This is a genomic window from Kribbella sp. NPDC050281, assembly GCF_040655855.1.
GTDB lineage: Bacteria > Actinomycetota > Actinomycetes > Propionibacteriales > Kribbellaceae > Kribbella.
In genome coordinates, this window is sequence record NZ_JBFAKS010000045.1 from 26,196 (window position 1) to 45,166 (window position 18,971).

An 18,971-nucleotide genomic window follows, 5' to 3' on the forward strand; every position below is an offset into this window, starting at 1 on the left:
GGAGCGGTCCGGTGGTTGAGGGCCTGGTACGGCGGACGCAGTACTGGAACCTCCCGACGCACACGGTGCGGGCGGGGGCGACCGGACATGGCGAGAGCCTGATCGATCTCGAGGAGTACCTGCTGCCGATGACGGACGCACGTGCTTCCGCTTTGCACACGTGGGGCGTCGCGCAAGGGCTCGAGGTGTCCGCGGCGGTTGGTGCCGGCGAGGTAACGGTGTCCCCGGGTGTAGCGTTCGATGCGTCCGGCCGGACGATCGTGCTGTCCGCGGCGGGTGTCGCGGTGACAGACCCAGCGGTGGACCCGACGGCAGTCCTCGACATCGAGACAGTCGCCGTCGGCCCGGCCGGCGTGGTTCTTCCAACTGCTGGATCGGCTGGGTCCTGTGTGCTGACGCTGACGTGGCGCGAGGTGCAACGGGACAGCGGGAACTCGCCGACCCTGCTCCACGCCCCGTGGCTGCGTCTCCTGCCGGCGAACACATTCCCAGACAGCGGCGAGCAAATAGTCCTGGCCAGCCTGGAACTGAGCGCCGCCGGCCTGGTCACCAGCCTGGCCCCGGGCCTGCGACGACTCACGGCTTCCCCGACAGGACGCGTCGAGCTCCGAGCACCGCAGTCAACGGTCGGATCGGTCGGCCAAGCTCCGGTCGCGACACTCGGCGCAGAGCCGAACGGCGATGTCCTACTAGAGCTGCTAGCCGGTGCAATACCTGCGTTACGGGTGTCGGCCGACTCTGGCGACGCTCGGCTCTCCGGCGCTCTGACGGCCGCGTCGCTAACGGCCGACGGCGCTGCGACGGTCGGCAGCACCCTGTCGGTCGGAGCTGCTGTCTCGGTCGCGGGGGAGTTGCTGGTCGGGGGACCGGTTCGGACCGGCATGCTCGCCGTTGGGCTCGGCGACGCGGCATCGGCGCGGGACGTGCATATCGAGGGGACCGAAGTACACAGCGGTGGTCCCGGAGGCGGGTACTCGTTCTCCGACCGCGAGATGAGCTCGTTTGTCGAGACCCCCGAGAGCGGTCAGCGCTGGGTCTGGTACGCCAAGGCCGGCGAAGCCCGCCTGTGGTCGCACGAAGATGTGCTCAAGGTCCGGCCCGGGGCGGTCGCGGCAGCAAGCTCCGACGGCGTCGGCCTGGACGTGTTCCGCCGAATGCGGGTGCGGTCGAACGGGACCTTCTCCGCTGGGATCTGGTTCCACCAGGACGCCGACCGGGGCTTCGTGGGCATGCTCGACGACACGCACGTCGGCTTCTACGGTGCGAACGGCGCGGGCTGGGGCATCGTGATGGACACAGCCGGTGCCGGCGTGGGTATTGGCATCGGCGCCGCCGCAACGGCGGCCCGGCTGCACGTCGACGGGTTCACCGCGATTCGTGCCGCCGGCCGGATCAGCCGGCCGGGTGGGCCCTTCCCCACCCCGATCTTGTTCCGGGGTGTGGGTGTGGAGGCAAGCGGTGACATCGGCATCCGCTCGACCGGCCAGCTCTGGGCTGGGCAGTTCGAAGGCGATGTCAGGGTCAACGGCACGCTGTCGAAGTCCGGCGGCGGATTCACCATCGACCATCCGGTCGATCCGGCCGGAAAGTACCTGTCGCACTCTTTCGTCGAGTCGCCGGAGATGCTGAACATCTACGCCGGCAAGCTCGTCACCGACCTCGGCGGCTTCGGGTGGATCGAGCTGCCGCCGTACTTCGAGGCCCTGAACCGCGACGTCACGTGCACGCTGACCCCAGTGGGCAGGGAAAAGCCCCACGTCACGGTGGTCGGGGAGATCTCGGGCCACCGGTGGCAGGTCCGGTCGGATCCTGGCCGAGTCACGGTGCACTGGCTGGTCACCGGCGTACGACAGGACCCGTGGGCCAACGCCCACCGGATCGTCCCCGAGACGCCGAAACCGGGGACCCAGGACGCTCCCTTCCTGCACCCGGAGCTGTACGGCGCGGCGCTCGAGCAGGAGCTGTTTGGCCAGCCGGTTGCTGCCGGCAACGAGTCGACGGAGTGATGGCGATGAGTGATGAGCGGTTGCAGGCGCGGTTGGGGGAGCTGCGGCGGGAGTATGCGCTGGGTGAGGGGCAGTTGCGGGAGCTGCTTCAGCAGGAGTCGGCGTTGCGGGAGACCTTGCTGCGGATCAGCGGGGCGATCCAGGTGCTCCAGGAGCTGGCCGACGTACCGGAAGAGACCGAGCAGGACGAGCGGGTGCTGAGGGTTCGGTAGGCGCGAGAGGAGAGATCGATGGGTATCACCGGCCTGGTGCGGACGCAGTACTGGAACGTCAGTGGCCCGAATCCGACACCGCGGTCAGGGATGACGTCGCGCGCGGAGTCGCGGACCGATGTCGAGGGGTATCTGCTGGCCGCGGACGCGGCGCGGAACGCGGCCCTGTACGGGTACGGCGTGGCCGGCGGGCTGCAGGTGTCCGCGACCATGGGGTCGACCGGGATCACGCTGGCCCCCGGCGTCGCGGTCGATCTGGACGGGCACATCGTCGTACTGGCCGAGGGCGGCTTCGCGATCGTCGATCCGTTCGTGGGCCCGACCGGCGTACAGAACATCCCGACCGTGCAGGTGGCGTCGACCGGGGTCACCTTCGAGACCACCGATCTGGCCGGCGACCTGCTGTTCACGATCACCTGGCGGGAGGTCGAGGAGTCGACCACCGGACTCCTGGTGCTGCACCAGGCGCCGTGGTTGCGGCTCGTGGACCCGGCGACGTTCGTGGACGACGGTCTGCAACTCGTGCTTGCAGCGGTCAGTTTGGGCGCCGGGGGAGTCGTCGACGGTCTCCAGCCCGGGGCGCGTCGGTTCGTCTCAGCTCCCGCGAGTCGTGTCGAGCTCCGCATGCCCAGCCTCGAAGCGACGGGATCGGCAGTGACGCAGCTGCCTACTGCTGAGCTCGCCGCTCGCACCGATGGCGGGGCGGACCTCAACGTCATGGCGTCGACCGGACCCAGTCGGCGGGCTCTCTCGGTCCTGGGCACTGGCGAAGTCGATCTCGCGGCGGGCCTTCGCGTCAGTGGGTCGACGTCGCTCGCCGCGGGCCTGACGGTGGCCGCCGGGGTCCAGCTCGACAGCGACCTGTCCGTGGGAGCGAACCTGACTGCGGGCGGCGACCTTGCGGTGGCCGGAAGCTTGGCGCTGGACGGTCACCTCACTGCGGCTGGAGAGCTTCGGGGTCTGAGCGCGACGGTGACGGCGCTGACCGTCAACGGTGAGGCCGACGTGATCAGGCTCACCGCGAGTGGTGACGCCCAGCTGACGAAGCTCTCGGTGAGCGATGATGTCCAGCTCGGATCGGATCTCACGGTCTCTCACAACGTCTTCGTCCAGGGCCGGGTGGGCGTCAACAAACCCAATCCTCAGTTCGCGATCGATGCCGCCGGCACCATTTGCGCGACCGTGTTCTGCAACCCGTCCGATCTGCGGGTCAAGTCGGATGTCCGGGAGTACGTCGGCGTACTCGACCGGCTGGCCGACGTCCGGGCGGTGAACTTTGTCCGGGCCGGGACCGGCGACGGGACTCGGCACGCGGGGATCGTCGCACAGGACGTCGCCTCGTCGTTCCCGGAACTCGTCGTACCGATGGGACCGGACGGGCTGATGGCGGTGGACTACTCCGGGCTGGCCGGCGTACTCGTGGGTGCGGTCAACGAGCTGCGGGCCGCGACCGAGGCGCTGTCCGCGCGGGTGGCCGACCTGGAGGACGGGGCGGTGGAGGACGGCGACGATGACCGCGGGTGAGGAGCTTGCCGCCGAGTTCGACGAGTTCGATCTCGACCTGGCGTTCGGCGAGCTGGGCGGTCCGCAGGACATTGTTCTGTACCTGCCGACCGGCCGCGACATCCCCAACGAGACCTGCAACACCCAGAACGCGACGTGCCCGAACACGTGCCACGCAACCTGCCCGGCCACGTGTCCCAACACCTGTCACGCAACCTGCCCCAATACCTGTCGTGCGACGTGCCCCGACACGTGTCGTGCGACCTGCCCCGATACCTGTGGTGCCACCTGCCAGGAGACGTGTGGTGTCTGCCAGACCTTCGCGAACACGCACTGCTTCACGTGCCGATCGAATTGCCACGAGCCGTGATCGCGGCAGAGGTTGCCGAACACGTCGCCATCAGGGTCACTGACCCGGCGGTGCTGGCCGACGCGATCGAGGCGTCGGCGAGGCAGTCGCAGTACGCCGCCCTGCTGCCGTGGCGACCGGCGAGCCTGGCGCACGGGTCGGCCGGGACCGCGTTGCTCTGCGCAGAGTTCGACCGCCGGTTCCCTGACCAGGGCTGGGACCGGAGGGGACATCAGCACCTCGCGGCGGCTTCGGCGGCGGCCGAACCCTATGACCTGTCGCTGTTCTCGGGTCTGGCTGGAGTCGGGTTTGCGGCGGTCCAGCTCGCGGCGGGTCGACCGCGGTACGGGCGCTTGCTGAAGACGGTTGACGTCACGCTGTCGCCGTACGTCGAGGAAGCCACCGACCGGTTGGCCGGCGCGGACGGATGCGCAGCCGGCGAACACGATCTCGTCTCCGGGCTGACCGGGGTGGGCGTCTACCTACTTGCCCGGCACGCTCACGGCGGCGACGACGAGCCCCTGATCCAGGCACTCTCCGGCCTGGCTCGGCTGCTGGCAGATGACAGCCACCCTCGGCGCTGGCACACCCCCTTCGAGCTGACCGCCGGGACCCTGCGGACGACATACCTGAACGGCCACCACAACTGCGGCCTGGCCCACGGCGCTCCGGGTCCACTGGCGCTCCTCTCACTCGCACTCCTAGCCGGTGTCGAGGTCCCCCAAACCAACCAGGCGGTCGAACTGACCGCCGACTGGCTGGTCGCCCATCAAACCACGTCAGGCGGCACACCCGACTGGCCTGACGCCGTCGCCCTGGACCCCGCGGATCTTGAGGTGGGCGGCGAGGAGCCCGGTCGAGCGGCGTGGTGTTACGGGGCTGTTGGGGTGTCGCGGAGTCTTTGGTTGGCGGGGACTGCGCTGGGGCGGAGCGATTGGCGTGAGCTTGCGGCCGAGACGATCCGTGGGATTGCGCGGCGGCGTCCGGAGCAGTGGTGGTTGGAGACGCCAACGTTCTGCCACGGAAGCGCTGGACTGCTTCAGGTACTGCGTCGGTTCGCCGTCGATCTCTCCGACCCCGCGCTCGACGGCACCGCCGAGAAGTTGGCCGCCGACATCGCCGCGACCTACGACCCGGACTCGTTGCTCGGCGTGCGTGGGATCGAGCCCGGCGGCGTACTCGTGGATCATCCGGGACTGCTGGACGGCGCCCCCGGGATCGCGCTCGCGTTGCTCGACCTGCCGGGCGAGAACGCCTGGGACCGAATGTTCCTCCTGTCATGAGCAACTACCGGGTGCTCAGCGGCCTCGTCGTCCGTGCACCGCTGCTACCAGCCACGACCTTCGCCGACCTCGGCACCGACTTCGACGCCGAACGGTGGCTGGCCGACCCCGAGGTCGAGTTCGCCCTAGCAGTCGCCTCACCGGACCTGACCGCCGCGCTGGCCTCGGCCCCGTCGCCTGCCAAGGCCCCACCGACCGCCCTGGCCGCCCAGCAGCGTTACCTGATCCGGGCCGCTACCCGCCCCACCCCGTTCGGCGCCTTCGCCGCGCTGGGCCTGGCCAGCTGGGCTGAGCACACGGACCTTGAGGTCGGTCCGGTACGTCGGCCCACGCGGACTCGACCGGACATGCAGTGGTTGTCGGAAGCGATTGAGGAGTTGGGTCGAGCCCCGGGCCTGCGCGTCTACGCCAACACATGTGCGTTCGAGCACGCGGGCAGGATCTACTTGGCCGACCCAGGCACCGGCGGAGCCCGCTCCGGACCGGACGTGTCAGTGCGCGCGACCCCGGTGGTCCGCCGGGCACTAGCACTCGCTCGCGGCAAGGGGATGTCCACCGCTGAGCTACGCGGGCACCTCCTCGCCGAAAGCCCAGCTGCGACACCCGGGAAGGTAGACCGCCTCCTGAGTGGACTGTCCGAGCAGCAGTTCCTGCTCCCGGCGTTGCGCCCATCCCTGATCGGCGACCCGTTGGCGCGGGTAGTGAGCGAGCTCAACGTGACCCAGGCGGCTGAGGTGGAGCAGTTGATGGAGGTGGGCGCGGCCTGTCGCCGGGTTGACCTCGCCGACGCCACTACCGCCACGGCAGCACTCGGCGACGCCAGGGCGGTCCTGGCGGCGATTCAGGATCGTGGGGCTGACCTACAAGTGGATACGGGCCTACCGCTGTCCCGGACCGGGGTGGGCATGGCGGTCGCCGACGACGTCGGCCGCGCGGCCGACCTGCTGTTCCGCCTGCATCCGAACCCTGGGTGGACGCCGCTGGCCGGTTACCGGGCGGCGTTTCATCGGCGGTACGGGGCTGACGGCCGGGTGCCGCTGCTCGAGCTGCTTGATCCGCGGTTTGGGCTCGGGCTGCCGTCGGCTCACCGTGGGGATGGAGATTCCGGGGGATCGGCCGGACGAGTGGAGGTGCTGCGAGAGCTGGCCGCTGAGGCGATTCGTGATGGCAGCCGTGAGGTGGTGCTTGATGAGCAGCTGATCGAGCGGCTGTCGGGTGGGGTTGTGGACGCCGAACGCCTGCCGGTGTCGGTTGAGCTGAGTGTTTTTGTTGCCGCCAGCAACCGCGCGGCGATCGACCGGGGTGACTACCTGTTGGTGGTCGGTCCGAATCTTGGTGCGCAGGAGGCTGGGCGGGGGCTCGGGCGGTTCGCGGATCTGCTCGGAGCGGAGGCGCGCGAGTTGCTGGACGAGGTGGTTGCCCAGGAGGCCGCAGTACGCGGTGGCGACGAGGTGGTGGCTGAGCTGGTGTATCGGCCGTTGCGGGCTCGGACGGCGAACGTCGCCGTACGTCCGATGGTGAGGGAGTACGAGCTACCGGTCGGCGTCGCGCCGACGCTTCCGTCCGATCGGGTCGTGCAGGTGGACGAGCTGTCGGTGGGATTGGTGGACGGCCGGTTCCGGGTGTGGTGGGACGCGGTGGATCGACAGCTCGTCCTCACCGCGGGACACATGCTCAATCCAGCCGCAGCGCCGCCGGTCTGTCGGGCGTTGCTGGAGTTGACGACGGACGGTACGACGTACCTCTCGGATTTCGACTGGGGCGCGATGAGCGGGATGCCGTTCCTGCCGCGCGTCCGCCACGGCCGGGTGGTGCTGTCGCCGGCGCAGTGGCGGCTGAGCCCTCGTGATGCCGAGCGGTTCGAGGCCTGGCGGGCGGAGTGGCAGGTCCCGCGACTGGTCTATCTGGCCAGCGGCGACAACCGTCTGCTCCTGGACCTGGACGACTGCTCGCACCAGGCACAGCTGCGCGCGGCGATGGGTCCGCATTCGCTGACCGTTCAAGAGGCGCTGCCCGGACCCGACGATGGCTGGCTCCCCGGTCCGCGCGGCCTGCTGATGACGGAGTTCGTCGTACCCCTTGTGCGCTCGCGTCCTGTCCCACGGATGAAGGCTCGAACCGTGCCGAGACAGCAGGACTCGCACCGCCTGCGCCCGCCGGGGTCCGACTGGCTCTACCTCGCGCTCGACGGCCCCCAACGGACAGAGGACGAGCTCCTCATCGGTTCCCTCGGAGACCTGGCCGACGGGATGGTCCAGCGCGGCGACGCCGACGGCTGGTTCTTCGTCCGGTACTCCGACCCCGACCGCCAACTGCGCCTGCGTCTCCACGGCGACCCCGCCGTACTCGTCGAACGCGTCCTGCCCGAGGTGACCCGATGGGCGGCGTATGCCATCGGATCCGGAGCGCGGACCCGTCTCGAGCTCAGCACCTACGAACGCGAGATCGCACGCTACGGCGGCCCGGAGACAACCGCGGTATGCGAGGCGATCGCCTGTTGTGACAGCTCGGCCGTCCGCGACCTGCTGCGAGCGTCCAGACAGCTGAGTCGCGACGAGCTCGGGCTTGTCAGCATCGCCGACTTGCTGGCATCGCTGGCCGGCCAGGACGACGCCGAGCGAGCACGATGGGCCAGCGCACTTGCCGGTCGGGAGACCTCGGCCGGCCCAAGGTTCCGCGAACGCAAGGACCAGATGAGGGCTCTGCTACAAGGCGCCTGGGACAAGGCCGGCTGGGACAAGGCCGGCGACACCATCGAGGTGGTGCTGGCCCGTCGCCGGGCCGCGCTAGAACCCCTCGTCGAATCCCTGCGGTCCTACTGGACCGACGGCATCGGACTGCAGTCACCCGAGGACTTGGCTCCCAGCCTCGTCCACCTCCACGCCAACCGCCTCGGACTCGATCACGCCACCGAACAGCTGACCCTCGGCCTCCTCGTCCGTACCCTCCGCTCGCTGGCCGCCTACCGCCCTACTACTTGAGGTCGTCGATGTGCGACTTCGCCTTCAGCAGATCCCCGGTCGACGCCTTCCCCTCCTCGGCCTTCGCCATGATCGCGAGGATCGTGTCGAGCTTGCCCTGGATCAGCGCCTTCTCCAGCTGGGTCAGGACGATCGGGCCGTTCGCCTTCTCCCATTCGTCGGCCTCGTACAGCAACGTGTAGATCTCGATCGCGGCGTTCACGATCGAGGAGGCCTTCACGTCCTCGATGCTCGCGCCGTCGGCCAGCTGCTGGTAGACGGTGAGGGAGTGCCAGATGTCGATCTTGTTCATGTAGTGGAAGTTGGCGGGCTGCTGCTGCTTGGCGGTGATCCACCGGTCGAGCTGGTCGCGCCGGTACCGCAGCAGGGCCCCGACCCAGGCGCGGGACTCGCGGAACGAGGTGTTGAGGAACGGCTCAAGGTCGGATGCCTGCTTGAGTGCGCCGGCGCTGCCCTTGAGCAGCTCCGCACCGAGCATTCGGCCCTGGTTCTCGGCGATCATGTCGTTGATCGCGTCCTGCCCGAACACCTCGAAACCTTCGAGGTGCCACAGCTCGTAGGCCAGGAAGAGCTCACGCAGTCCGAGCTGGTTCTGAGCGGCGTACTTGACCCCGGTGGCCCAGTGCATGAGCTGAGAGATGTTCTTGCCGCCACCGAGGACGTCGGCGTCGAAGTCGGCGATCTCGGTGTTGGCGGCGCCGATCAGGAACGGTATGTCGAGGTAGCCGAGCTTGTCGGTGTTCTCCTTGCCGAGAATGTCGGTCGCGGCACCGAGCTTCGTCGGCAGGGCAAGGATGTTGGCGAACATCGGCAGCGCCTTGAGCCGGCCGAGCTGGGCCGGCAGTTGCTGTCCGTTCAGCCAGGTGATCGCCTTGATCTCCCATTCACTGGTGGGCAGACGCCACGCGCCGCCCTTGACCCGCACCACTAGCCTCTCGTGGCCGCCGACGACTGCGGTCGCTCCCTCGAGCGCGGCGCCGATCCGCTCCTCGGCGGCCTCCTTGCCGCGAGCCGTGGTGGGGGAGGCGAAGTAGTCCGCGAGGTACTTCGTCGACAGTCGCTGGTAGAACTTCGATGACGTGTCGATGCTGCCCGGGGTCTTGGCGCGGGCGGCGGCCTCGGCCTTGATGAACGCCAGCACGTCCCGGGCCTTGGCCTCGGCGCCCTTGTCGTTGCGCTCGATCGGTTGCTCCCCGAGCAACCAGAGGGCGTAGTCCTGTTCCGACCCGCTCATCTCCGAGCGAATCCGGTCCGCCAGTCCCTCGTTGTAGACCTTGGCGTACTGACGCTTGAGCTTGTTGAGCAGCTGGAGCTGGCGGCCGAACGGGAGGAGTACGGCGTACACGGCCTCCTCGTCGGTGCCGTCAGGTTCCACCGCTTTGCGGAGGCGTTGGGCGGCGCTGAGCAGCTCGGCATCGGTCGTCGGCGGCCCGGCCAGGATCGCCTGGTCGCTGGTGGGGTCGCCGAGGTTGATCAGCTGGAGCGCGTACTCGAGCTCGCTGCCGCTGAAGTCGTCGCGGATGTCGGCGACGAGCTCGGCCTTGTACCTCTGCCGGTACTTGTCCTGGAGGCGTTTGACCGCTTCCGGATCACGACCGACGCGTTGCAGGGCGCGGTAGACGCCTTCCTCGTCCGTGCCCCAGCCCTCGACGCCCTTCCGCACGTCTTTCGCGATGCGGTCGTAGTCGAGAGTGTCGGCGAAGGTCTGCACCGGTGCGCCCGCTGGTGTGACTTGTCGGCGGATGGGCGCGCCGGGCTGCCTTTGTTGCTGCGTCACGTGCACAAGCTCGTGCGCGAGCAGCCGCTGACCGGCGGCACCAGGCGCGTATTGCCCACGCCCGAAGACGATGTTGTTGCCGACGGTGTACGCGCGCGCACCGAGCCGTGCCGCCGACTCGGCGCTCCGCGGACCACTGTGGATGCGGACTTGCCCGAGCCCTGCGCCCAGCCTCGGCTCGAAGAACGCGCGTGTCGAGGCCGGTAGCGGCGCACCTGTCGCAGCGGTCGATCCACCAGGCGGCGCCGTGAGAGTTGCCGACTGATTGCCGTCGCCGAGCGGCTCGGTGCCGAGGATCTGCTCCGTCCGGCGATCCGCCTCCACTTCGCTCGGATCGTCCACGCGGCTCACCGCGAGACCGGACGTCCCGGGATCGCCGACGTCTGCTTGCAATAGGCGTCGGACGCTCTGATTGCCGATCTTGCGCTGCAAATGGAGGATCGAGCTTGCGGGGAGTTGCCGATGCTCTGCCGCTTCTTGTGCTGACTCCGGCATCGGTGAGCTCTGTTGGGATACCCGGGATTCCCGTGCGAAGGTCCGCATGGTCGGCCGCACCTGCTCTCGACTGTACTAGGCGACGATTTGATCGACGGAGTCCAACGGGACGAAGACTGGCTCCCCGGGATAGGCAGCCGTGAGCACGCCGGTCAGCTCGAGCCGCGACTTGGTGAACAGCTTTGCCCACTTCACTCCGCGCCGGAGCGCGCCACCCAGGTCGATCAGCCCCTCCTCGAGGCCGGCCATTCGCGCGTCGTCCAGGGCCAGCTCCTGGGCGGCCCGGCGGGCCAGTTCCGGGTTGCGTGCCTCCAGCTCTCGTAGCTCCGTGTCGACCTCGAGTTCGAGTTGCGCGAGCGGATCGACCATGGATGGCGCCGGCACGACACCTTCGAGGCGGTCGCCGAAGGTGCTCGTCCCCAGCAGCGCGTCGAGCCGAGCCTTCTCCTCGTCGTACCCGGGCGCACCTTTCTGGACGATCAGATCGAGCAGACCGGCGACAGCCGGACTCAACAGCGAGTCGTGCAGTGCCACATGTTGGACGAAGCCTCGCACCGGCAGATCGTCAGCGTTGAAATTGTGGCAGTGAATGTCGACGACAGGTCCGGTCATGGTCGGTCCCTCACCGCCCGCGAAGCGACTTGGCGATCAGATAGTCCAGAACCCTTTGAGTCTTGTTCAACGGGCTATTGTCCACGGGCAGCGCCAGGTCGGTCACGAATGCGGTCAGCGCTTCCTGTTCGGTGACCGCTTCCGCCGGTGGCGCAACGATCGACAGTTCGAGGAAGTCGATCTCGTCGTCGACCCGCCAGCGTTCGGCGCGCACCTCACTGCTTACCCCCGTGACCTTGAACTCGTCCCAGCGGGTCGCAGCGAGCGGTGGAAGCAGGCTGACCGCTGCGAGGTTGACCCTGCCCGGGCCGCACGCACTGAGGAACTTCAGTTGCTCGTCGCTGAACAGCTGGGCTGCCGGGAGCTGACCGGTCTGGGCAGTGGAAAGTCGCGCGTCGGACCACTTCACGGTCATCGACGTTGCGAGCGACCGCTTGAGACCTGACCAGTCCGCCTCGATCTTCAGTTCCTCACGCTCGGGCTCGCGTTCCCGGTCCGCGAAGTAGTCCGGATGCAGCTGGGACCACCGGCTGGGCCGGAGTTTGATCGTCGAGTCACCCGTCGTTTCGGACTTGCCGCGCACTCGTAGCACGACTCCGATGTCGAGCAGCGCCGTCGTCGCCGCCGCTGGGGTGACGTCCTCGCAGAACACCACCGCCCACTCTTTGGCGTCCGTGAGCTCCAGCTGGGTGACAGCGTCGTCGATCTGTGAGCCGGACTCCTCGGCCGCCAGAGTGATTTTGATTTCCACCGTCTTCGGCTGCATTGATCCTCCCGTGATGCCGAGGTGATCAATCCACACGCCGTGACAGTGCAAGGAGTCCTGCCACCAGCAGCGGCCCCGGGACGCACGGACTGCGCACCCGCCCCCATCGTCGACGCCGACCGACCGCAACCCCCAGACGCCTCGTCACGATGCAGCGTCAACCTTCAACAATCCTCCCGCTCCAATGCGCCGTCAAGGAAGCAAGTGTTTGATATGCCGCGTTCGCGGTTGGGCTGTAATTCAAGCATCAACTGTCGACGCCTCTGCTGGAGCATTCATTTGATGAATTTATTCGTCAGGTTCCGGGCTTTACCAGAATTGTTTCCCGATGCGTTCTCGTGGTGGAGGGTTGTTTCGGAGGCGTGGCGATGACCACTGATGCCCCGGCCGCCTGCGCCACCGAAGCCCGTGCGCGGTTTCCGGCCGACACTGTGATCATCGACGCCGACGACCGACGTACGCCGGCCGCCGCGTACGGGACCAGCACGATGATCCGCATCGGCCCGGACGGCCGGCTGACCCTGCATCGATCGGGTATCCAGGACCAAGCGGCGGGTGGACCCGACGTACTCCTGGACCGTCTGCGCGAGTTCAGATCCGCGATCGCGGTCTTGGACGGATCGACCAGGTCGCCGACGGGCAATACCTATCTGTCTACCGCGGTGGCTGAGGATGGCGAACCCAAGCAGCTGGTGCCGAAGACGCGTATCCGGCTGGAGTTTGCGCGAGTGCCGAACAAGAACGCGGACGGGCCACGGGTGTACGACGTCGTGCGAGCGTACGTCGGCTGCAACAGCCTGGGCACAGCCGCCGCGGCGGACGAACTGCTGACCGGCGGGAGCCTGTGGATCGGCGGAATCGGTGGGACCCAGGTCGGCTGCCGACCGCCGCTTCGGGACCAGGAGGAATGGTTGAAGACGTTCCTGACGAGCAAACCCTCCTGGCGGCTGAACGGCGACGAGCTCATCCTCGCCACAGGCGGTACGACGATCACGCTGCTGGACCGGAAGATCGCCGAACCAGACTTCCCACTCGACGGGATCAGGTGGGAGGTCGTCAGCACCATCACGAACGCCGATCTGCGCCAGTACCACCATCACGCCGAGCAGGCGTGGATCAGCTTCGACGGAGGGCGCCTGACCGGCTGGACCGGATGCAACGAACTCTCCGGCACCGTCACCCGGAACAACACAGAGCTCACCTTCGGCAGCGTCGCCACCACCGACCGCGCCTGCCCAGCCGAAACCGCCGCGATGCAGGCCGCAATCCCGGCCACCCTCGGGCCTGCGGTCACCTACACCATCGACTACAACCAGCTGACCCTTCTGGCCCCGTCCGGCATCGGCCTCGACCTGAAAGCGGGGCAGAGCAGCTGCCCGTTAGCTCTTGCTGGCAAAGGATTTGGTTGAGGTGTGGTGCGCAAGCCTTGTCATCATCGTCTGGGCCGCAGACATGTCAATCGGGGGCGTACCAGAGACTGCCACCGTGATGGATCCTCAGGCCTGAGGGACCAGTGATGCGACGAGTGCCTGGGTGAGGTCGTCAAGGGATGCGACGACAGTGCTTGCCAGGGCGAGGGCGTCCGGCTGGGGTGGGTAGGTCGGATTGGGGATGGCGATGACGCGGACTCCTGCTGCGGATGCGGAGCGGAGGCCGTTGCTGGAGTCTTCGATCGCGACGACTCGGGACGCGTCGGCTGCCAGCCGTCGTACGACGTCGTTGTAGACCGCTGGTGAGGGTTTGCCTGCCGTGACTTCCTCGGTGGAGACCGTGACCTGGAAGCGGCCGGCCAGGTCGGCGGAGTCGAGCACGGTCGCGATCAGCTGCCGGGGCGACGATGACGCCAGGCCCAACGGCCAGTGGTTCGCGAGCCGCTCCACTGCCTCGATGGCTCCGGGTAAGAGCGGCAGGTTCTTGCGGTAGCGGGCGACCATGGCGTCGATGACCATTGCGGCCACGTCCTCTGGCCGGCCAGGTACGCCGATGACATCGATCAGGTATGCGGACCATTCCGGCGTACTCATGCCCTGCAGAGCCCGGGTCGCGTCCGTAGGCCAGGCTCGACCGGCGTCTGCGACGACACCTCGCCGTATCTCTTCCCAGAGCGGCTCGGAGTCGACCAGGACCCCGTCCAGGTCGAAGACCACGGCTTGTACTTCGTTGGCTGTGGCCACCTTGCTGGACTCAGCCTCGTGCCGGCAGCTTTGCGTTGTACTGGCTGATGGCCGCGACGAGGGCAAGCCCGGCGGCCTCGACGACATCGGTGGACGACGCCCGGACCGTAACCCTACGGCGCGGCAGCTCGACTTCGAGCTCGACCTCTCCGACGGCCTCGCTGCCCGGGCCGACTGAGTAGGCCCGGAACGCGACGACCCGCGCCTCCACTCCCGTTGCCTGCGAGATCGAATGGCACACCGCGTCGATGAGCCCGGTGCCAGAACCCTCGGCGTGAACCTGTTCCCCAGCGTGGGACAGCTTCACGTTGGCGCTCGGTCCGTCCTGCGTGCCCCCGGAGTACGTGATGGCGTCGAGCTGCCAGGCGTTGGACGGCTCCGTCATACGATCTCCCCTTTGATGTCCAGCAAAGCCGGGGGTCGGTACTTTCCGGAAAGGTAATTGCGCCCGGCGCCCTCAGGCTGAGCCTAACCGGCTCGACCCCCGTGCGGGACCACAAAGAGGAGCTTGACCCGGTCAAGCTGGCGAGACCTGCGGTATTTACACCTCTCGCCGGCGGCCCGGCGCGCGCTCAGTTGAGTTCGTGGTCGCGAGTGACCAGCAGGCTGATGTCGAGTGCGGCAGGGGAGTGGGTCAGGGCGCCGACCGAGACGGCATCGACACCGGTGGCGGCGACGTCGGCGACGGTGTCCAAGGTGATTGTGCCGGAGGCCTCGAGTTGGGATGTCGACCCGGAGGTGTTGCGCCGCTCGACGACCGTGGCCATCTCCTCGGCGGACATGTTGTCCAGCAGGATCCACTCGACCTGGCAGTCCAACGCTTCGCAGGCTTCCTCCGCAGTGGTGACTTCGACCTCGATCGCCATACCTCTGCCTTCCGCGGTCATGCCGTCTCGGACCCGGCGAACGGCCGCCAGGACGCCGCCGGCCGCAGCGAGATGGTTCTCCTTGAGCAGCACCATGGCGGCCAGGTCGAGCCTGTGGTTCGTTCCACCACCGCAACTCACGGCGTACTTGTCCATGGCCCGGAGACCGGGCGCGGTCTTGCGGGTGTCGAGCAGCCGGACCGGGCGCGCTCCGATCGCAGCTACGAAGGCCGACGTGAGGGTTGCGATGCCCGACATCCGCTGGACGAAGTTCAGCGCCACCCGCTCGCCGGTGATGATCGAGTGCGCCGCACCACTGATCCACGCCAGCGGCTGTCCCGGGAGAACCGAATCGCCATCGGCAACAGCCGGCCGCACCGTGACGGTGGGATCGATGGCGGCGTAGACGCCTTGTACAGCAGGCAGACCGCCTACGCGTCCCGGCTGCTTGGCGATCATCGTCGCCTCGACTTGTAGCGCCGCTGGGACGCTCCACCGTGTGGTGACGTCGTCTGCCGACTGATCCTCGGCCAGTGCGGCCAGCACTGCGGTCCGGACCGTCTCCGTCGTCAGTTGCATGTGTTCCGACCTTCTGTCTGTGGTGCTGGATCTGCGTGGATCGCAACCATTCGGATGTTTTCGCCTGATAGTCGATAACTAGACGCACGTTACCATCATCGTCGTGCCCGCAGCCAAGAAAGGTGACCCGGTCAACTTCCCCAGTTATCCGCACGAAGTGCTCGCCGTGGTCCTGTCCGTCCGCGACTGGCACCCGATCGACGACCTGCCGCGGACCGCGTTCGACCATCACTACTTCATCGATGCCGCGGTCGGGCGGCTGCGCGCGAAACTGTCGTACACGAACATCGGGTTCGCGCTGGCTCCCTTGGAGTGCACCATTGCCGAGCTGCGTGACCTGTTCGGCGGCGAACTGGGCTATGAGCTCGGCGCCACCAATCTCACCCGCGTCCTGACCCGGCGGCACGTGATCGACCCGACCGAGCGGCGAGCCAGCCCCGGCCAGAGCGGCGGCCGTCCCGCGACCGTCTATACGTTCGTGGCCCGCGAGCTGACCGTCACGGACCCGTTCGCAGTACTCCGCCCACCACGCTGACCAGCTGCGGTCACTCGTCGGCGATCGGATGCGACGAGCGAGTCGCCCAGCGGCGTTCGCCAGTACAGGACCTCTCGGCCCGACCGCCGGCGCAGTACGATCCCTGCGCCGAGCCGTTGCCGACCCAGTCGCGGTCGCGCAGTACCGCCCCCCAGTCGTGGCATGCGAGCTGGTCGGCGGGCGCCACGATGTCCGCGCGGAGCAGTCGTTCCCGCCTGGTCCAGTCGGTGTCCAGAGAATGCGTTGTTCATGGGGCTGTGCACCGGGTTGTCGAGGGGTTCTGCGGTGGTGGTCGGCTAGCGTCGGGGCGTGTTGCTGCCTGAATTGTCGGTGCCGGGGGCGGATCTGCCTGTCCGGGCCGTTCTGCCTGCCACGGTCGATGCGGTGCGTTCGCGCGGTACTGCGGTGTTGGTTGCGCCGCCTGGATCGGGGAAGACCTCGCTGCTGCCGCTTGCGCTGGGCGACGCGCTCGGGGGCACGATCATCGTCGCCGAGCCGCGAAGGATGGCAACCCGCGCGGCGGCGACCCGGCTGGCGATGCTGGTCGGCGAACCGCTCGGGCAGCGGATCGGCTACGCGATGCGCGGTGAACGCAGCAGCGGCAAAGGACTCCGTGTCGAGGTGGTGACGACAGGGCTCCTTGTACGGCGTCTGCAGCAGAACCCGGAGTTGCCGGGGGTCGCCGCGATTGTGATCGACGAGTGCCACGAGCGGCATCTCGATGCCGATCTGCTGCTCGCGTTCTGCGTCGACATCCGGGCGAATCTTCGGGAAGACCTGGCGATCGTTGCGACCTCGGCCACGGCGGACACGAACAGACTGAGTCGCGCATTAGGCACCGACAGTCCGGCGCCAGTGATCACCGCGTCCGCGGCGCTGTTCGACGTGGCGATCGAGTGGGCCCCACCACCGGTGCCCGTGCCGCTGCTTCCCGGTGGGCGGGTCGACCCGCGACTGCTGGATCACATCGCGGCCGTCGTCCGGCGTGCACTGACCGAGAACGACGGCGACATCCTCGTGTTCGTCCCGGGGGAGGCCGAGATCAACGGTGTGGCTCGCCGGTTGGCCGGTCAGAATGTTCTGCCGTTGTTCGGTCGCCAGTCCAGGGCTGAACAGGACCGCGCGTTGACGCCGGCCGCCACTCGTCGGATCGTGGTCACGACGTCGGTCGCGGAGAGTTCGCTGACGGTGCCTGGAGTCAGGGTTGTGGTCGACTCGGGTCTTGCCCGGGAGCCGCGGACCGATCAATCCCGTGGCCTCGGTGCGTTGGTTACCTGTCGGGTTTCGAGATCGTCGGCCGACCAGCGAGCGGGTCGCGCCGGACGGGAGGCGCCTGGCCGGGTCTATCGGTGCTGGTCTGCCACCGACCACTCGCATCTCGACGATCACCCGGCGCCGGAGATCGCGATCGCCGATCTGGCAGGCTTCGCCCTCGACCTCGCGGCGTGGGGTGCGCCTGCTGGTGATGGTCTGACCTTGCTCGAGGCGCCGCCGGTGGTGGCGATGACCGCGGCCACCGAATTGCTGCGCCGCCTCGATGCCCTTGACGACGGCGGCCGGATCACCGAGCGGGGACGGCGGATGGCGGCGATCGGAGCGCATCCCCGGTTGGCTCGTGCGTTGCTGGACGGGACGCCACGGGTCGGCGCCGACCGGGCGCGCGAGGTCGTCGCGATGCTTTCGGACGACTCCGGCCGCGACTTCGGCGATGATCTACCGGCCCGCTGGCGAGCCCTCCGCCGTGGCGAGGACCGCGGAGCCACGGCCCGCTGGCGAGAAGAAACGAAGCGTCTCGGCCGCGACCCGTTGGGTGGAGATGGAGTGCGGCCGGCTGGTCGGGGGACGCGCCCAGTACCGGATGATCTTGCGGTGGGGGTTGTGGTGGGGCTGGCGTATCCGGATCGGATTGCGCGGGTCCGGGGGGTCGACTCGGCGACGTACCAGATGTCTGGTGGTACGGGCGCCGCGCTGGATCCGCAGTCGCCGTTGCGGACCACGCCATGGCTGGCGATCGCGGTTGCTGACCGGGCACCTGGTCGCGCCGACGCCAGGATCCGTTCCGCGGCGCCGATCGATGAGCAGACCGCGCGAGACATCGCCGGCGACCTCGTCTCGACCACCGACCAGATCCGCTGGGACGACGGCCGGATCGTGACGCGGCGCGTCGAGGCACTCGGCGCGATCGTGCTCAACGACGTCCCGCTGGCAAAGCCCGACCGGCTGCTCGTCCAAGCGGCCGTCCGCGACGGTATCCGGCACAGCGGTCTGTCCGTACTGCGCTGGTCGGAGGCCGCACTCGCCTTGCGGGAGCGGCTCGCGTTCTGCCATGCCCACCTCGGATCCCCGTGGCCTGCGGTCGACGACGAGGCACTCCTGGCCGATCTCGACGAATGGCTGGGTACCGAGCTCGCCGCGGTGCGAAGCTCGCGCGATCTCGCCCGCATCGACGTGGCTTCGGCGCTCCGGCGACTACTGCCATGGCCTGCAGCAACCCGGTTCGGCGAACTCGCACCGGAACGGCTCCGGGTCCCATCAGGCTCCGAGGTGCGACTCGCGTACAACGGTGCCGAGCCGCCGGTCCTCGCCGTGAAGCTGCAGGAGGTATTCGGCTGGACTGCCACTCCAGCCGTCGCGGACGGTCGTGTCCCAGTGGTTCTCCACCTACTGTCGCCCGCACGGCGCCCGGTCGCGATCACGAGCGACCTCGCCTCTTTCTGGAAGCAGGGCTATCCGCAGGTCCGAGCCGACCTGCGAGCCCGCTACCCCCGCCATCCGTGGCCGGAAGATCCACTCACTGCCATCCCGACCAAGCGACTGAAACCTCGCCAGTGAC

At 68.2% G+C, this 18,971-nt stretch carries 15 protein-coding genes; 9 read left to right on the forward strand and 6 right to left on the reverse strand.

Going from position 1 to position 18,971, the window contains the following annotated elements:
• Positions 1–11 precede the first annotated feature (11 nt).
• Genes AB0I34_RS36240 through AB0I34_RS36265 form a run of 6 tightly spaced genes read left to right on the forward strand, consistent with a single transcriptional unit; the run spans position 12 to position 8,334 of the window.
• Positions 12–2,006: a hypothetical protein gene (locus AB0I34_RS36240; RefSeq protein WP_360454303.1), complete on the forward strand. Its 1,995-nt coding sequence runs from the start codon at positions 12–14 to the stop codon at positions 2,004–2,006.
• Positions 2,007–2,011: 5 nt separating this feature from the next.
• A complete protein-coding gene (locus AB0I34_RS36245) occupies positions 2,012–2,218 on the forward strand; it encodes a hypothetical protein (RefSeq protein ID WP_360454306.1) in 207 nt (68 codons plus the stop codon).
• Between the two features lie 18 nt (positions 2,219–2,236).
• On the forward strand, positions 2,237–3,742 hold the full coding sequence (locus AB0I34_RS36250; RefSeq protein ID WP_360454309.1) for a tail fiber domain-containing protein: 1,506 nt from the start codon (positions 2,237–2,239) through the stop codon (positions 3,740–3,742).
• On the forward strand, positions 3,729–4,091 hold the full coding sequence (locus AB0I34_RS36255) for a hypothetical protein (protein ID WP_360454311.1): 363 nt from the start codon (positions 3,729–3,731) through the stop codon (positions 4,089–4,091). Before AB0I34_RS36250 ends, AB0I34_RS36255 begins: the two co-directional genes overlap by 14 nt.
• On the forward strand, positions 4,064–5,353 hold the full coding sequence (locus AB0I34_RS36260; protein ID WP_360454314.1) for a lanthionine synthetase C family protein: 1,290 nt from the start codon (positions 4,064–4,066) through the stop codon (positions 5,351–5,353). The genes AB0I34_RS36255 and AB0I34_RS36260 overlap by 28 nt, the downstream gene beginning before the upstream one ends.
• Positions 5,350–8,334 carry a lantibiotic dehydratase gene (locus AB0I34_RS36265; RefSeq protein WP_360454317.1) on the forward strand — a complete coding sequence of 995 codons (2,985 nt, stop codon included), beginning with the start codon at positions 5,350–5,352 and terminating at the stop codon, positions 8,332–8,334. The genes AB0I34_RS36260 and AB0I34_RS36265 overlap by 4 nt, the downstream gene beginning before the upstream one ends.
• Here the strand turns inward: AB0I34_RS36265 and AB0I34_RS36270 are convergent.
• The 3 genes from AB0I34_RS36270 to AB0I34_RS36280 all read right to left on the reverse strand — a co-directional run bounded on the left by AB0I34_RS36270 (position 8,327) and on the right by AB0I34_RS36280 (position 11,984).
• On the reverse strand, positions 8,327–10,453 hold the full coding sequence (locus tag AB0I34_RS36270; protein WP_360454320.1) for a DUF4157 domain-containing protein: 2,127 nt from the start codon (positions 10,451–10,453) through the stop codon (positions 8,327–8,329). The two genes, AB0I34_RS36265 and AB0I34_RS36270, sit on opposite strands and share 8 nt — an antisense overlap.
• Positions 10,454–10,681: 228 nt before the next feature.
• A complete protein-coding gene (locus AB0I34_RS36275; RefSeq protein WP_360454323.1) occupies positions 10,682–11,218 on the reverse strand; it encodes a hypothetical protein in 537 nt (178 codons plus the stop codon).
• A gap of 10 nt (positions 11,219–11,228) precedes the next feature.
• Positions 11,229–11,984 (reverse strand): hypothetical protein, encoded by a 756-nt coding sequence (locus AB0I34_RS36280; protein ID WP_360454326.1) that lies wholly within the window; start codon positions 11,982–11,984, stop codon positions 11,229–11,231.
• A gap of 368 nt (positions 11,985–12,352) precedes the next feature.
• Between AB0I34_RS36280 and AB0I34_RS36285 the strand changes: the two genes are divergently transcribed.
• Positions 12,353–13,393, forward strand: a complete 1,041-nt coding sequence (locus tag AB0I34_RS36285; protein ID WP_360454329.1) for an META domain-containing protein — start codon at positions 12,353–12,355, stop codon at positions 13,391–13,393.
• Between the two features lie 87 nt (positions 13,394–13,480).
• Here AB0I34_RS36285 and AB0I34_RS36290 read toward each other — a convergent pair whose 3' ends face one another.
• The 3 genes from AB0I34_RS36290 to nadC form a co-directional block, all read right to left on the reverse strand.
• Positions 13,481–14,158 (reverse strand): HAD family phosphatase, encoded by a 678-nt coding sequence (locus tag AB0I34_RS36290; protein ID WP_360454332.1) that lies wholly within the window; start codon positions 14,156–14,158, stop codon positions 13,481–13,483.
• Between the two features lie 10 nt (positions 14,159–14,168).
• Positions 14,169–14,543 carry an alpha-isopropylmalate synthase regulatory domain-containing protein gene (locus AB0I34_RS36295; protein WP_360454335.1) on the reverse strand — a complete coding sequence of 125 codons (375 nt, stop codon included), beginning with the start codon at positions 14,541–14,543 and terminating at the stop codon, positions 14,169–14,171.
• A gap of 187 nt (positions 14,544–14,730) precedes the next feature.
• Positions 14,731–15,603 carry a carboxylating nicotinate-nucleotide diphosphorylase gene (nadC, locus tag AB0I34_RS36300; protein WP_132213225.1) on the reverse strand — a complete coding sequence of 291 codons (873 nt, stop codon included), beginning with the start codon at positions 15,601–15,603 and terminating at the stop codon, positions 14,731–14,733.
• 103 nt (positions 15,604–15,706) lie between these two features.
• Between nadC and AB0I34_RS36305 the strand changes: the two genes are divergently transcribed.
• Positions 15,707–16,138, forward strand: coding sequence for a hypothetical protein (locus AB0I34_RS36305; protein WP_360454339.1), 432 nt, complete (start codon positions 15,707–15,709; stop codon positions 16,136–16,138).
• Between the two features lie 309 nt (positions 16,139–16,447).
• The gene (hrpB, locus tag AB0I34_RS36310; protein ID WP_360454342.1) at positions 16,448–18,970 is read left to right on the forward strand and encodes an ATP-dependent helicase HrpB; all 2,523 of its coding nucleotides are present in this window, start codon (positions 16,448–16,450) and stop codon (positions 18,968–18,970) included.
• The last annotated feature ends 1 nt before the right edge of the window (position 18,971 follow it).